Origin of the sequence: Pseudarthrobacter sulfonivorans (assembly GCF_001484605.1) — a bacterium.
Taxonomy (GTDB): Bacteria; Actinomycetota; Actinomycetes; order Actinomycetales; family Micrococcaceae; genus Arthrobacter; species Arthrobacter sulfonivorans_A.
The window spans coordinates 2,598,794-2,613,585 of the sequence record NZ_CP013747.1 but is presented as its reverse complement, the minus strand read 5'-3'; the positions used below and the strand labels follow the sequence as shown (position 1 = coordinate 2,613,585).

Below are 14,792 nucleotides of genomic sequence, written 5' to 3'. Positions count from 1 at the left end.
CCTTAGGCGGCCGTCCGCACTTCCAGGACATCTTTGAGCCGTGCGAGCTGGGACACTTCGGCCCTGATGGTGCGCTGGATGCCGGTGTTCATCAGGCCCAGGAGGCCTTTGGGCTGGTACTCGAGGGCGAACCTGACGCGGGTGCCGGCCGGTTCGGTGCTGAGGTAGTACCCGCCGGTGGGCTGCGACGGTCCCGAGATCACACGGAACTGGATCTCGGCGCCCGGCCTGGCCTGCGTTATTTCAAAGTCGGCGGGGATTGTCCGTCCTGACCGGCCCGTGGTTGTCTGCCGGTACACAGCGCCCTTGGTTCCGGCGGCACCGGACATCAAGCCGATGCTGCGGATGCCCTTGCGCCATAGGGGAAGGTTCATTCCGTCCACCAGGAACGCGTACACGGTCATTGCGTCGCACCGGATAAGCACCTCGTGCTCTGCAAATACCATGGGAGTCCTTAGTTAGCGGCTGGTCAGGTGGTAGCCCGCCCCACCCCCATGACACCGCAGCTAACGGGTTCAGAGTAGCCACTCGGCCCGCCCCGGACCTAGCCACCGACGGCGCCGTTATTGAAGAGTTACTGGATGACGCGGCCGGTAGCGGCCATCCCGGCGGACACGGGTCCAGTGCGTGGTCACGGTTGCTGGCGCGTGATCGCATCTGCGCTAAGCTAAGTTCTGCCCCGCTCAAAACGGGGCGATGCGGCTGTAGCACAATGGTAGTGCGCTAGCTTCCCAAGCTCGACACGCGGGTTCGATTCCCGTCAGCCGCTCCAAAGTTTCTCACCACCGTTTTTCGCACCACAGCAGCTGGCGCGCCGGCGCGGCGACTCCCACCCCATACGGCCATCACCCGGGGGCCGTTAGGCCCAGCCGTGTATCGTCAGAAGTCAGGAACCTCTTCGGTTCCGCTACAGGAGCAATCATGGCTGACAAGTCCCCGCGTCAAGCAGCATCCAAAAAAGCCGGCAAGTCCATCAAGGAAAAGCGCGCCGACAAGCGGGCCGCCGGAGCGCCTGCCACCTCCCTGGACATCACGTCCAAGGCCGCAAAAAAGAAGTGAGTGGCCAACAGAGCCACCTGACCCTCGGCGTCCTGGCGTCCACCCGGAAACCGGACGAACGCCGCCTCCCCATCCACCCCCTGCATTTCGAGCGGATCGCTCCGGAACTGCGCCAGCGCATCATCCTGGAGCAGGGCTATGGTGAGCGCTTCGGCGTCTCGGATGACCAGCTCTCAACCCTCGTGGGCAAAATGGCCACCAAGGAAGCGCTGCTGGCGGAGGCCGACGTCGTACTCCTGCCCAAGCCACAGCCGGAGGACCTCGCGGAACTGCGCGGCGGCCAGATCCTCTGGGGCTGGCCGCACTGTGTCCAGGACCGCGCCATCACCCAGCTGGCCATCGACAAGAAGCTCACGCTCATCGCGTTCGAAGCGATGAACCACTGGGCGAGCGACGGCGGTTTTGGGCTGCACGTCTTCCACAAAAACAACGAGCTGGCCGGCTACTGCTCGGTGCTTCATGCGCTCTCGCTCACCGGCTCCACGGGTGACTACGGCCGCCGGCTCAGTGCCGTGGTGATCGGCTTCGGCGCGACCGCCCGCGGCGCCGTGACCGCGCTGAACGCGCATGGCATCCACGACGTGCAGGTGCTGACCAACCGCGGAGTTGCGGCCGTTGGCGCCCCGATCCACTCGGTCAACATTGTCCAGTTTGATCACGACGACCAGGCCCCCTTCCTGAGCCAGGTCATCACCGAGCGGGGCCGGGTTCCGCTGGCGCCGTTCCTGGCCGAGAGCGACATCGTGGTCAACTGCACGCTGCAGGATCCGAACAATCCGCTGACGTATTTGCGGACTGAGGACCTCGCGGCGTTCAGCCCGGGCAGCCTGATCGTGGACGTTTCGTGCGACGAGGGAATGGGCTTCAGCTGGGCGCGGTCCACCACGTTCGCGGAACCGATGTTTACTATCGGCGACCACATCAACTATTACGCGGTGGACCACAGCCCGTCCTACCTCTGGAATTCCTCCAGCTGGGAGATCAGCCAGGCCCTGCTGCCGTTCCTTGAGACAGTCATCGGCGGCCCCTCGGAGTGGGACGGGAACGAAACCATTTCCCGCGCCATCGAAATCCGCGAGGGCGTGGTCCTCAACAAGGACGTGCTGGAGTTCCAGCGGCGCGAGGCCGAGTACCCGCACCTGCCGGCTTAGGCTCTGCCGCTTTGGGCCGCGGCGTAGACGCCGCGGCCCTTAGTCTGCAGCCCTTTACGCCGCGGCTACCCGGCGGACGATCCGCAGCGGGTGGCGGCGGTCCTTGAGGTCCACCCTGAGCGCCAGCGCGCCTTTTCGGGCCAGGACGACGGCGACAGTCACCGCGGCGAGCGCCGGCACCCCGCCGGACACCATGAGTGCCACGTGCGGGTCCACGTGCTCGGCGATCCACCCGAGCATGGGCCCGCCGATGGCCTGGCCGCCGATCAGCACCATGATGTACAGGCTCATGACCCGGCCCCGGATGCCCATGTTGGAGCTGATCTGGACGAGCTGGTTGGAGCCGGTGAGGAACATCAGGCACCAGAATCCGGACAGGACCATCACCACGCTAAACCAGAGCATGGACGGCGCCAGGGCGGCCAGGCACAGCATCAGGCCATACATTCCCGCACAGAACACCACGGAGCGGAGCCGCAGCTGGCGGCGCCGCGTGGACGCGACAGCACCGGCCAACGCCCCCAGTGCCACCAGGGCGTTCAGCAGGCCATAGCCGCCGGCGCCGACGTCGAACACGTGGTCCGCGAACGCGGCGAGCAGCACGGGCAGGCTCATGGCGAAGACGGAGATGAAGCCGGCCATCAGCCACGGCCAGTAGATGGTGGGCTTGCTGAGCGCATACTGCAGTCCTTCCCGCAGCATGCCCTTCTTCTTGGGCGCGGGAGTGCTGACGAACAGCTGGTCCTTGCGCAGGAGCAGCAGCATGGCCACCGTGGAGCAGCAGGCCAGCGCATTCGCGGCGAAGGCCCAGCCTGCGCCGACGGCGGTCAGCAACAGTCCCGCCAGTGCCGGACCGATCAGGCCTCCCAGCTGGAACGTGGTGGAGTTGACGCTGATGGCGTTCCGGAGGTACTTGGGGCCCACCAGCTCGTTGACGAACACCTGGCGCGCGGGCTGATCCAGCACCGTGACCAGGCCCAGCAGGAGCGCGATGACGTACACGTGCCACACTTCGATGGCGCCGGTCAGGGCAAGCACGGCGAGCGCTGCGGCGAGGACCGCGGCCAGGCTCTGGCACAGGATGAGGATCCGGCGCTTGGCAAACCGGTCCGCCATCATGCCGCCCCACGGCCCCAACAGCAGCGACGGCATGAACTGCAGCGCCACGGTGATGCCCACGGCGGTGACGGAGCCGGACAGTTCCAGCACCAGCCAGTCCTGGGCGATCCGCTGCATCCAGAGGGCGACAACGGCGACAAAGTGCCCGATCGCGAAGATGCGGAAATTGTGGACTTTCAGGGAGATAAACGTGTGCCGCCAGGGGAGGTGTTCACTGACGACGGCGATGGGTTGGGTCTGGGCGGAGGCGGCGGTAGCGGACGCGGAAGCGGAGTCGATGACGGGCTGGCTGACGGTTGCCGACGTTGGCGGTGGGGGTGCCACAGGGATGTCCTCAGGGAAGCGGGCGGACTGGGATGCTTCCCACGCTAGGCTGGTTCCAGGTGATTATGTAGCCCTATGGCGCCTATAACTACCATTACAAAGCGTAATAGCACCCACTCTGACGTGGGTGGACAGTCAGCCCGCAGCCAAAGGAGTCCACTGTGTACGAACCCACCCAGCTCCGTTCCTTCCTGGCCGTAGCCGAGACGCTCAGCTTTACCAAGGCCGCGGAGCGCCTGGGCCTGGCACAGCCCACCGTCAGCCAGCATGTCCGCAAGCTGGAGACGGCGGCGAAGCGCATCCTCATCAGCAGGGACACCCGCGATGTCCGGCTCACGGACAACGGTGACGCGATGGCCGGCTTCGCCCGCACCATCCTTTCGGCCCACGATGCCGCCACACGTTACTTCTCCGGCTCGGCCATGCGGGGCCGGCTACGGTTCGGCACGGCGGACGACCTCGCCATCACCGGCCTCCCCCGGATCCTTCGGGAGTTCCGCCAGGTCTATCCACAGATCAACCTTGAGCTCACCGTTGGCCAGAGCGACCAGCTGTATAAGAAACTCAATGCCGGCCAGCTGGACCTGGTGTTTGTGAAGTGGGTGGCTGGCGTCAAGGACGGCACGGTGGTCCAGCACGACACCTTTTCCTGGGTGGGGCTGGAGCAGACGTCACTGGAGCCCGGGCATCCCGTACCGCTGATCTCCTACCCCTCCCCCAGCCTCAGCCGGAAGCTGGCCATCGATGCACTGGAATCAAGCGGCCGGACCTGGCGAATCACATGCACTACCCGGCAGATCAGCGGTGTCCTGGCGGCACTCCGGGCAGGCATCGGCGTGGCTGTGATGCCGACGTCGCTGGTTCCCGAAGACCTCAAGATCATCACCCGCCGGTTCGACCTGCCTCCAGTGGGCGATGTGGATTTCACCCTGATCCGGAACCCGCTGGCCAACGCCGAAGTGATCGATGCGCTGACCCAGACCATCGTCGGGCGGACGCTCAAGAAGTCGGTTTGACCGAATTTGCCGCAGGAATCAGGGCTGGAAACGAACCATTGAAGTAAAAGCCCGCCTCGCCTATGCTGGAATATCCATGGGTCAAGCAGTGGCCGGTTCAACACTACGAGTGCGCCATGCAGCCCATGATGCGGCCGCACTCGGGATAGGCAGCCAATGACGACAGCCGAGAACACCCATTTACACACGGTATATACCCAGCGACATAGCACTGTACGGCCGCTGGTCACGCATCATTCCAGCCACAACGCCGGTATTTCGCGGGCCGCCGAGTACATCGGCAAGCCCACGTGCGACAAATGTGGCACGGATGAATTCATCTATCTCGAGTCCTACATTCCACCGGTTTACCGGCGTGACGGGGCGGTCAGGACACTGGGCGAAGTCGCCTACACCTGCACCCGTTGCGAAGATTTCTCCGCCCACAATGTTCCGGCATCGTGGACTCCCCCAGGCTGGTATCTGGGCTGATTACCTACGGTCTCCAGGCTCGCCGAGCGCAGCCACTTGATCACTACTCAACTATTCAATAGCGAAGGCCCGGCACCCGCCCCGATGGCGGCCGCCGGGCCTTTCGTTTTGTTGGGTTCCGGCCCGCCCTAGATCAGCTCATCGGAGAGGTGGTTCGGGGTGCCGAAGCGGTGGGCCGTTATGCTGATGGCCTGCTCGTGCAGGAACGGCAGCAGCTCTACCCGTCCGGCTTCGGTGACCGCGTGGGCGTAGATCGCCAAGTCAGGACGCCCGTCCGTGGCCTCCGCGAGGGCGGTGGCGTCGCCGCCGATCAGGCGGATCCGCGCACCGGACAGCCTGCCCGCCGCGGCGAGGCGTGCCGCCGAAGCCAGCCAGCCGGCGTCGGACTCCACAGTGACCGTGATGTCCAGCCCGGTGAGCACGGCCCGCAGCTGGGCGGGAAGTTCGACGGCGGTGGACACCGTCAGTGCCGAGCCGGCCAGGACACCGGCCGCCACGGTCCGCGCGAGGTGGGCCAGCGGGGCACCTTCGGAGAGCCGCACGGTGACCGGCAGCGCGCGATAGCGGAAGATGTTCCGTTCCGCGCTCAGGCCGGAAACGTCCTTGGCGGTGCCGAACTCGTGGGCCCAGGCCAGGGCATCAGACCCGAGGGAGCGCTGCAGCGACTCAATCTCAGCCGGCTGCAGTTCGCCTGCGGCGGCGTTCTGGATGCGGCCGACACCCGCGTTGGTGACGGCCAGCGTGACTGCGGCGTCCGCGCTAACCCAGTCGCCGAGGCCGGCGAGGTAGTTGGGTCCGCCGGCTTTGGTTCCGGCGCCGACGGCGGATTTCTTCCAGCCGCCGAAGGGCTGGCGCTGCACGATGGCGCCGGTGATGCCGCGGTTCACGTAGAGGTTGCCGGCCTGGACGGAATCCAGCCAGGTGCCGAGCTCGTCCGGGTTCAGGGAGTGCAGGCCGGCGGTGAGGCCGTACTCGATCTGGTTCTGGATGGCGATGGCCTCTTCGAGCGTGTCAGCGGTCATGACGCCGAGGACCGGTCCGAAGAATTCGGTGAGGTGGAAGTATGATCCGCGGCGGACGCCGTAGCGCACGCCGGGGCTCCACAGGCGGCCGGTTTCGTCGAGCTTCTTCGGTTCCACCGCCCAGGTTTCGCCTTCGCCGAGGGTGGTGAGGGCGTTCAGGAGCTTGCCGTCGGCGGGCTCGATGATGGGGCCCATCTGGCTGGTGGGGTCCTGCGGGTAACCCACCTTCAGCGAGGTGACGGCGTCGACCAGCTGGTTGTGGAAGCGCTTGGACTTGGCAACAGAGCCCACCAGGATCACCAGTGATGCTGCCGAGCACTTCTGGCCGGCATGGCCGAACGCGGAGTACGCCACGTCCTTGGCGGCCAGGTCCAGATCCGCACTCGGCGTGACGATGATGGCGTTTTTGCCGCTGGTTTCGGCCAGCAGCGGCAGGTCCTTGCGGAAGGAGCGGAAGAGTTCCGCTGTCTCGTAGCCGCCGGTCAGGATCACGCGGTCCACGGACGGGTGGGAGATCAGCTGCTGGCCGAGTTCACGCTCTCCGAGCTGGACCATGGTCAGCACGTCCTTCGGGACGCCGGCTTCCCAGAGTGCTTCGATCATCACGGCACCGCTGCGGCGGGCCTGCTTCGCGGGTTTGATCACGACGGCGGAGCCGGCGGCGAGTGCCGCGAGGGTGGACCCTGCCGGGATGGCCACCGGGAAGTTCCACGGCGGGGTCACCACGGTGAGTTTGGCCGGGACGAACGTGGCGCCGTCGACCTTTTCCAGCTTCCGGGCGGACTCTGCGTAGTAGTGCGCGAAGTCCACGGCTTCGCTGACCTCGGGATCGCCCTGGTCGATGGTTTTGCCGGTTTCGCTGGCCATGACCTCCAGGAGGTCGGCGCGGCGGGCCTCGAGGACGTCGCCGGCGCGGTGCAGGATCTCGGCGCGCTGGTCGCCGGTCAGGGCGCCCCAGGCCTTGCCCTTCTCGACGGCGGTGGCGATGACGGTGTTGAGGGTATCCGCGTCACTGATGGTGGCGGCGTCGACGGCGGCGTTGCCCAGAGTGGAGGTCGGGACACGGTCCAGGATGGCCCGGCCCCAGGTGCGGTTGGCGGGCAGCGACGGGTCGGTGTCCGGGGTGTTCGCGAACGTGTCACGCGGCAGGGGCTGCGGCGGGAGGCTGCGGTTCTGCTGCCGGTTGGCCGGGGGGACCTCGTCGTCGAGCGTGTCCAGGGAGGCGAGGAAGCGCTGCTTCTCGCGCTCGAACAGCACTTGGTTTTCACTGAGTTCAAACACGGCGGACATGAAGTTGTCCTGGCTGGCGCCCTCTTCCAGGCGGCGGATCAGGTAGGCGATGGCGACGTCGAACTCGGCCGGGTGCACCACCGGGGTGTACAGCAGGAGCGAGCCGACGTCCTTCTTGACCGCTTCAGCCTGGCCCTGCGCCATGCCCAGCAGCATCTCGAATTCGATGCCGGACTCCACGCCGCGCTGCTTGGCGAGCAGCCAAGCGAAGGCGATGTCGAAGAGGTTGTGGCCGGCCACTCCGATCCGGACGTTGTTGATCCGGTCCGGGTGCAGCGAGTAGTTGATGACGCGCTTGTAGTTGGTGTCCGAGTCCTGCTTGGTGTGCCAGGTGGCCAGCGGCCAGTCGTGCAGCGAGGACTCCACCTGTTCCATGGGCAGGTTGGCGCCCTTGACCACGCGGACCTTGATCGCGGCTCCGCCGTTGGCGCGGCGTTCGGCGGCCCAGTCCTGCAGGCGGATCATGGCGGAAAGGGCGTCGGGCAGGTAGGCCTGCAGCACGATGCCGGCTTCCAGGTTCTTGAACTCGGGTTTGTCCAGGATCCGGGTGAAGACCGCGATGGTCATGTCCAGGTCCTTGTATTCCTCCATGTCCAGGTTGATGAACTTGGCGTTCGTCGCCGCGCCAGCGCCTGACGCGGCGCCCGCGAAGGAGGCGGCTTTGGTGAACAGCGGCGTGAGCTTCTCCACGACGTGCTCCACGGCCTCGTCGAACGCCCAGGCGGAATGCGGGGCCACGGTGGAGGAAACCTTGATGGAGACGTAGTCCACGTCCGGGCGGGCCAGGAGTGTGTGGGTTCCCGCGAGCCGGCGGGAAGCCTCGTGCTCGCCAAGGACGGCCTCGCCGAGGAGGTTCACGTTGAGCTTGATGCCGTCCTTGCGGATCTTGGCGATGGCCGGGCCCAGCTTGGCGTCGGTGGCGTCGACGATCAGGTGGCCCACCATTTCGCGGAGCACGCGGCGGGCGATCGGGATGACCACCTGCGGCAGGACCGGGGCCATGGTGCCGCCGAGGCGGACGGCGCTGCGCATGTACCAGGGCAGGAACGCCGGGACCTTGGGCGCCAGGGCGGCGAGGTTGCGGGCAGCCACATGCAGGTCTTCGGGACGGACCACGCCGTCCACGAAGCCAACGGTGAAGTCCAGGCCGTTCGGGTCCTTCAGCACACCGGCGAGCTGCTCGGCCGAGGCGTCAACGGGAACTTTCGAAGCCTCGGTCAGCCAGCGGCGCACCAGGGTGATGGTGTCCGCCGCGAGGGCACGGGCCTGCGGGACGTCTGTCTGTCCGGCGGCTTCCGTTGCAGTGTGAGTCATGGTGTGCTCGTTCTTTCCTTGGTGTGGAAGGGGTCTTATCCATCAGTATGAGCTTGCAATCACATAAGATAAAGCGATGTTTTCTAAGCAATACAGGTTAGAAAAACCAATGCTTTGATTTGCCGTCCGAACGGTCAGGAAATCCCCACTTTTGGGCAACGCTCTCTCACTAGTCCGAAAATGGAGGGGACGTGACCGCGGTCGGTGCGCACTGTGGTGCACTCCGTCGTGGTCTGGCGGGTGTTGGTGTTGGTATGAAGACGGGGTAGGGTCAGGCTGCGGGTGCGAGGGTGACGGTGTAGCCGAGGGCTTCGAGCTGGCGGATGTGGCCTCGTTTTCTGCTCTCGGGGTCGGTGCGGCGGCTGAAGTAGTCGGGGCCGAGGTCGTTGAACCGGGCGTCCGGGTCTTGGAGCAGGTGCCAGATGATCACGAGGATGGAACGTCCGGTGGCGACGATAGCGCGTTTCTTGCCCCGCCGCCGCGCGATCCTCTGGTGGCGTTCGCCCAGAAAGGTGTGAGTTTTGCTGGCCCCGACGGCGGCCTCGCCCAGGACCCGGGCGAGATAGCGGTTGCCGTGTCCGGTCGAGCCGTTTCCCTTGGTCTTCCCCGCGGAGGAGTTGATGCCCGGGGAGAACTTCGCCCAGGAACACAGGTGCCCCGCGGTCGGGAACCGGGTCATGTCTACCCCGATTTCGGCGATAATAGCGGCAGCAGCGACGGGGCCGATGCCCGGGATCTCATCCAGGCGTTCCGCTGCCGCCGCGAAAGGGGCCAACTGCCCCTCGATCTGTTCATCGACCGCGGCGATATCGGCATCGATGCCGTCGATCCTTGCCAGCATCCGGGCCAGCAGGAAGGCGTGGTGGTCATCAAATTGGCCGGTGAAGGCCTCCTCAAGTTCGCTGATCTTCCCCCGCATCCGGGTCCGGGCCAGCTGCGCGAGCCTACTCGGGTTCCGTTCGCCGGCGATGAGCGCCGCCATCATTTCCCGCCCGGACACCCCGAAAATATCCGAAGCGACGACGGAGAGCTTGATGCACGCGTCCTCGAGGAGTTTTTCGACCCGGTTCTTCTCCGCGGTCCGGGTTCCGACCAGATCAGCGCGGTACCGGGTCAGGTCCCGCAGCCGGCGGATCGGGGCAGGCGGGACGAAACTGGGCCGCAGCATCTGCCGCTCGGCGACCTTGCACAGCCACACGGAATCGAGCACGTCCGTCTTCGGCCGGCCCGGCAGATGCTTCACGTCGCGGGCGTTGACCAGCCACGGCTCGAGCCCGTGCGCCTCCAGGAGGTAAAACACCGGCTTCCAATAGTCCGAAGTCGCCTCCATCACGACCCGCTCGATCCGGAGGTCCACGAGATGGTTGGCCAGCTCCATCAACGACCGCGTCATCGTGGAGTGCGTGGACACCTCCTGCAACCGTTTCCTCCGGTCCCCTTCCGCGGGGACCCGGACACAACACACGAGTTCGGCCTTGCCAATGTCGATCGCGGCGACTCTGGCAATGATCTGATCCTCATCCTGGGTTTCAGCCAGCATGGCTACTGCTCATCTCCTCACAGAGCGGAACTTCTGATTATCGAAGCGGCCGCCCGCGGGGATCACCGGGAAAAATCGGAATCTAGTCCTCGTTCTCGGTAAAAGGAAACAGTGAAGGGCCCACGGCGTGATCCCCGGCGCCCGGCTTAATGACGGACTGAAAGAACCATAGTGACTACGGCGTCGGCAGGCGACCACAGGCACATTTTCAGCCCGGAACGGGCGCCCCGCAAGGGGCATACAGGCTTAATGCGGGTTTTTGGGCAACCCTCTCGCAGTCCCGGCAGATTTTGGGGCAACGCTCTCGCACTTCCTGAAAAACGGACGAACCCTCCCCCACAGAATGTGAGAGAGGGTTCGTCGTTCGCGCCCCGAAAGTGAACTGGTCCCCGGAAGTTGGACTGGCCAAATAGGATCCTAAGCTGCGAGGGCCTGGGCACGGTATTGCACCGGGCTTAGGCCCTTGAGCTTTGTTGAGATTCTTTTGGTGTTGTACCAGTGGATGTATTCCTCGATTGCAGCTGCCAGTGCGTCGGTGTTGAGGAATCGGACGCGGTGGAAGAGTTCTTCCTTGAGGTGACCGAAGAAGTTCTCCATGACGGCGTTGTCGTAGCAATTGCCCTTGCGGGACATTGATTGGACCCCGCCGGCGTCCTCGATGAGGGTGCGCCAGGAGGTGTGGCGGTATTGGAAACCCTGGTCCGAGTGCACCAGCGGCTGCTGACCGGGCTGCAGGCAGGTCAGGGCCTCACGCAGGGAATCGTTGGTGAGCGCCAGGTTCGGCGACAAGCCCAGAGAGTAAGAAATGATCTGCCGGTCGAAGAGGTCCATGACCGGTGAAAGGTAAAGCTTCCGGTCGCCGACGCTGAACTCCGTGACATCGGTAACCCACTTCTGGTTCGGTCCGTCAGCCTCGAACTCTCGGTTCAGCACGTTGGGCGCTACCGCGCCCTGTTCGCCCTGGTAGGAGTTGTAGCGCTTCCTGCGCCGGACCTTGCAGGCCAGTCCGAGTGCCTGCATCAGCTTCAGCACGGTCTTCTTCGCGACCGTCCATCCTTGCTTGACCAGCTCCGTGTGGATGCGGCGGTGCCCGTACCGGCCATGGTTCGTTTCGAAGATCTCCGTGACCGCCGCTTTGAGCTTCTCTTGCGGGTCGGGCCCCTGGATCCGGGCCTGGTGATAGAAGAACGTGGATCTGGCCAGCCCGGCGACGTCCAACAGGACACCAAGCGGATAGTCAGCCTTGAGGGAAACGACGGCTTGAACCTTTACCGACGTCCCTGTTCCCTCAAGGCCCGCAGTTTTCCCAGGTACGCCACCTCAGCGCGCAGCCGCTCGTTCTCCCGCCGCAACCGCTCAAGCTCGGGCAGCTCCGCGGGTGGCGGGGAATCGGGTTTCCGCGGTCTGCCTTTGGGCTTTGGCCGCAACCCGTCCTCGCCCTCCAGCCGATACGCCCGGACCCACTTCTGCAGCAGCTCACGCGAGGCCAAACCCGCCTCCACTGCCAGAGCCGGGCCGGACTCACCCGCGAGGAACCGCTCCACCAAGGCCAGCTTGAACTCGAAAGAGTACGACTTCGCCAGCCTGCTCACCAGCACTCCTTGCCCATGAATCCTCCACCGCCCATACAGGGCCCTAACCGGCACACGAGCCGCATCGAGCGACCGAGCCGCCGACCCATACCCCACACCCTTCTCAAACAACGCTACAGCCGCCTCGCGCTGCGCCTCAGACAATGAACTACGTGCATGCATAAAACTGCTCCCCGGAAGTCGGAACTGAATTTCTCAGTCCAACTTCCGGGGAGCAGTTCAAAGTGAGAGAGCGTTTGGTAAAAACGTGCAGGAAGTGAGAGAGCGTCCGGGGTGGGTGGGGCGGAAGTGGGTGGGCCGGAACGGGTGGGTGGGGCGGATGGACGCCCGGGAACCCGGGGGTCAGCCGATGGGGCGGTGCATCTCCACAATCTCTTCGTGGCGTGGGCTGTCCGGGTTCATCAGGGAGTGCTTGCGGCCGTAGAAGAAGTAGATGGCCAGGCCGATGACGAGCCAGACACCGAACCGCGCCCAGGTCTCCCAGTGCAGCTGGAACATGAGGAAGGCGGACGCCAGCACACCGAAGGCCGGAATAACGGGCATCAGCGGCAGGCGGAAGGTGCGCGGGGCGTCCGGCTTCTTGTAGCGGAACACGATCACGGCGAAGCAGACGACGACGAACGCGGCCAGGATGCCAATGTTCGTGAGGTCCGCGACGGCCTTGATGGGGAACACGCCGGCCAGCAGGGCGGAGGCGACGCCGGCAATCCAGGTGACGCGCTGCGGGGTTCCGTGCCGGTCCGTCTTGGCGAACCAGCCTGGCAGCAGGCCATCGCGGCTCATGGAGAACCAGACACGCGTGACGCCCAGGAGGAAGGTCAGCATCACCGTGAGGATGGACAGGACGGCGAAGACCGAAATGATGGTGGCGATGACGGGCAGACCCACGCCGGTGAAGGCGGAAGCGAAGCCGGCCGTGGGGTCGATGTCCTTGTAGTTCTGCATGCCGGTCAGGACGAGGGTGGCAGCGACGTAGAGCAGCATGGCGATGATCAGCGAAAGGATGATGGCCTTCGGCATGTGCTTCTTGCCGTCGGTTGCCTCTTCCGCCGCGGTACTCATGGCGTCGTACCCGAACACCGCGAAGAAGACGGTCGCGGCACCGGCCAGGACGGGCCCAAAGCCGCTGGGCATAAACGGGTTGTAGTTGTTGGTGTCGATGTAGAAAACGCCGAGGCCGATAATGAACAGGATCAGGATGACCTTGATGGCCACGGCTACGAGTTCAAACCGGCCGAATGCCTTGGTGCCGCGGGACAGGATCCAGGTCACCAGGAGGCAGACCACGATGGCGGGAATGTTGACGATGCCGCCCTTGCCCTCATCCGGCGTGGACGTCATCCAGACAGGCATGTTAACGCCGATACCTGACAGGAAGGCGTCGAAGTACCCCGAAATGCCAATGGCCACCACGGCCACAATGGCAATGTATTCGAGCAGCAGGTCCCAGCCGATGAACCAGCCGATCACTTCGCCCAGGGCAACGTAGCCGTAGGTGTAGGCGGACCCGGCGCGCGGAATCATGCCTGCAAACTCGGCGTAGGACAGGGCAGCCGCGGCGGATGCGAGACCAGCAACAAGGAACGAGATCAGCACCGCGGGCCCCACTCCGGGAGTATCTTCGCTTCCGGCCGCGACCAACCCGGCGAGGGAGAAAATTCCAACGCCGATGATGCCGCCGACACCAATGGCAGTGAGCTGCCAGAGCCCGAGGGACTTGAACAGCCCGCTGTGCTTGTTTTCTTCTTCGATATCGTCGATGGGCTTGCGCCGCATAATCGACTGGGACATATCTCTTGTGCTCATCAGGAACTCCTGCGTGGGGTGCGGCCCCAACACGGCGCCCCGGCGAGGGGCTGTGACGGGGGTAACTCAGGTACACCAGTATGCAAGCGCAGTTGCGTTAGATAAAGTGACTACTTCTAACCTATATTCATTAGATTCATCAAGGAATGTGGCCATGCTCGATGTCCGGCGCCTGCGGCTTCTCCGCGAACTGAAGATCCGGGGCACCCTGGCGGAGGTGGCGGAGGCACTGCAGTACAGCCCGTCGTCGGTCTCCCAGCAGCTTGCCCTGCTGGAAAAGGAAGTGGGCGTGGAGCTGCTCCGGAAGACGGGGCGGCGCGTGCAGCTGACGCCCCAGGCCGAAGTCCTGGTGGCCCACACCGCCCAGCTGCTCGAAACCATGGAGCAGGCGGAAGCAGACCTGGCGGCGTCGCTGACCACTGTCACGGGAACCGTCCGGATTGCGGTGTTCCAGTCCGCGGCCCTGGCGCTGATGCCGGACACGCTCTCGCGGATGACGGCGGAGTACCCGGAGGTCCGGATCGAAATGATCCAGCGCGAACCCGAAACGGCACTTCACGAGACGTGGGCGCGCGATTTTGACCTGGTCATCGCCGAACAGTATCCGGGCCACGCCGCCCCGCGTTACCCGGAGCTGGACCGCATCAAGCTGACCACTGATGCGATCCGGCTGGCCGTTCCGCCGGCCGCTCCCGGCCGGCCGCCCATCACGTCGCTGGAAGATACCGCCGCGCTGCCCTGGGTTATGGAGCCCCGCGGCGCGGCCTCCCGGCACTGGGCGGAGCAGGCCTGCCGGAGTGCCGGGTTCGAACCCGATGTGCGCTTCGAAACTGCCGATCTCCAGGCGCAGATCAGGCTGATCGAGTCCGGAAATGCCGTGGCGCTGATGCCGGACCTCGTCTGGACCGGCCGCGGCACCACCGCCCAGCTGCTGGACCTGCCGGGCAACCCGCACCGCACCGTGTTCACATCGGTGCGCCGCTCCAGCGCGCAGCGGCCGGCCATCCTCGCCGCCCGCGAGACGCTGGCCGCCACCGCCACCTCAGTGGCAAGGACGGACGACGGCGGCGCATCCGGTTAGGTGCCGG

The 14,792-nt window shown here is 65.1% G+C and carries 12 protein-coding genes and 1 tRNA gene; 6 read left to right on the top strand and 7 right to left on the bottom strand.

The features are described from left to right. Positions 1–2 precede the first annotated feature (2 nt). On the bottom strand, positions 3–446 hold the full coding sequence (locus AU252_RS11640; RefSeq protein WP_058930847.1) for an SRPBCC family protein: 444 nt from the start codon (positions 444–446) through the stop codon (positions 3–5). A gap of 252 nt (positions 447–698) precedes the next feature. Here AU252_RS11640 and AU252_RS11635 point away from each other — a divergent pair. The 3 genes from AU252_RS11635 to AU252_RS11630 all read left to right on the top strand — a co-directional run bounded on the left by AU252_RS11635 (position 699) and on the right by AU252_RS11630 (position 2,210). Continuing rightward, a tRNA-Gly gene (locus AU252_RS11635) sits at positions 699–772 on the top strand. 149 nt (positions 773–921) lie between these two features. Beyond that, entirely contained in the window at positions 922–1,059 is a 138-nt protein-coding gene (locus AU252_RS24150; protein ID WP_167349828.1) for a hypothetical protein, read from the top strand. Continuing rightward, positions 1,056–2,210, top strand: coding sequence for a N(5)-(carboxyethyl)ornithine synthase (locus tag AU252_RS11630; RefSeq protein WP_058930846.1), 1,155 nt, complete (start codon positions 1,056–1,058; stop codon positions 2,208–2,210). Before AU252_RS24150 ends, AU252_RS11630 begins: the two co-directional genes overlap by 4 nt. Before the next feature lie 54 nt (positions 2,211–2,264). Here the strand turns inward: AU252_RS11630 and AU252_RS11625 are convergent, their stop codons facing one another. Then, complete coding sequence (locus tag AU252_RS11625) at positions 2,265–3,653, bottom strand: MFS transporter (protein WP_058930845.1); 1,389 nt, start codon at positions 3,651–3,653, stop codon at positions 2,265–2,267. Between the two features lie 161 nt (positions 3,654–3,814). Here AU252_RS11625 and AU252_RS11620 point away from each other — a divergent pair, with 161 nt between their 5' ends. Together AU252_RS11620 and AU252_RS23165 are read left to right on the top strand one after the other, a co-directional pair. After that, a complete protein-coding gene (locus AU252_RS11620) occupies positions 3,815–4,669 on the top strand; it encodes a LysR family transcriptional regulator (protein WP_056341377.1) in 855 nt (284 codons plus the stop codon). Between the two features lie 156 nt (positions 4,670–4,825). After that, a complete protein-coding gene (locus AU252_RS23165) occupies positions 4,826–5,140 on the top strand; it encodes a hypothetical protein (RefSeq protein WP_082575820.1) in 315 nt (104 codons plus the stop codon). A 128-nt stretch (positions 5,141–5,268) separates the two neighbouring features. On the opposite strand, the gene AU252_RS11615 is transcribed toward AU252_RS23165, so the two are convergent. The 5 genes from AU252_RS11615 to AU252_RS11595 all read right to left on the bottom strand — a co-directional run bounded on the left by AU252_RS11615 (position 5,269) and on the right by AU252_RS11595 (position 13,704). Further along, a complete protein-coding gene (locus tag AU252_RS11615; RefSeq protein WP_058930844.1) occupies positions 5,269–8,766 on the bottom strand; it encodes a proline dehydrogenase family protein in 3,498 nt (1,165 codons plus the stop codon). 271 nt (positions 8,767–9,037) lie between these two features. Beyond that, a complete protein-coding gene (locus tag AU252_RS11610; protein WP_058930130.1) occupies positions 9,038–10,306 on the bottom strand; it encodes an IS110 family transposase in 1,269 nt (422 codons plus the stop codon). Positions 10,307–10,723: 417 nt separating this feature from the next. Continuing rightward, on the bottom strand, positions 10,724–11,524 hold the full coding sequence (locus AU252_RS23600) for an IS3 family transposase (protein ID WP_240484156.1): 801 nt from the start codon (positions 11,522–11,524) through the stop codon (positions 10,724–10,726). 50 nt (positions 11,525–11,574) lie between these two features. Further along, a complete protein-coding gene (locus AU252_RS24550; protein ID WP_240484155.1) occupies positions 11,575–11,898 on the bottom strand; it encodes a helix-turn-helix domain-containing protein in 324 nt (107 codons plus the stop codon). Positions 11,899–12,240: 342 nt separating this feature from the next. Next, complete coding sequence (locus AU252_RS11595; protein WP_058930841.1) at positions 12,241–13,704, bottom strand: amino acid permease; 1,464 nt, start codon at positions 13,702–13,704, stop codon at positions 12,241–12,243. Positions 13,705–13,858: 154 nt separating this feature from the next. On the opposite strand from AU252_RS11595, the gene AU252_RS11590 reads away from it, so the two are divergent. Continuing rightward, the gene (locus AU252_RS11590; protein ID WP_058930840.1) at positions 13,859–14,785 is read left to right on the top strand and encodes a LysR substrate-binding domain-containing protein; all 927 of its coding nucleotides are present in this window, start codon (positions 13,859–13,861) and stop codon (positions 14,783–14,785) included. Positions 14,786–14,792: the final 7 nt, after the last annotated feature.

Excerpts from the sequence above, each read along its gene's own strand:
- AU252_RS24150 (WP_167349828.1), top strand. The coding sequence starts at position 922 with ATGGCTGACAAGTCCCCGCGTCAAGCAGCATCCAAAAAAGCCGGCAAG.
- AU252_RS11615 (WP_058930844.1), bottom strand. The coding sequence starts at position 8,766 with ATGACTCACACTGCAACGGAAGCCGCCGGACAGACAGACGTCCCGCAG.
- AU252_RS11595 (WP_058930841.1), bottom strand. The coding sequence starts at position 13,704 with ATGAGCACAAGAGATATGTCCCAGTCGATTATGCGGCGCAAGCCCATC.
- AU252_RS23165 (WP_082575820.1), top strand. The coding sequence starts at position 4,826 with ATGACGACAGCCGAGAACACCCATTTACACACGGTATATACCCAGCGA.
- AU252_RS11610 (WP_058930130.1), bottom strand. The coding sequence starts at position 10,306 with ATGCTGGCTGAAACCCAGGATGAGGATCAGATCATTGCCAGAGTCGCC.
- AU252_RS11640 (WP_058930847.1), bottom strand. The coding sequence starts at position 446 with ATGGTATTTGCAGAGCACGAGGTGCTTATCCGGTGCGACGCAATGACC.
- AU252_RS11590 (WP_058930840.1), top strand. The coding sequence starts at position 13,859 with ATGCTCGATGTCCGGCGCCTGCGGCTTCTCCGCGAACTGAAGATCCGG.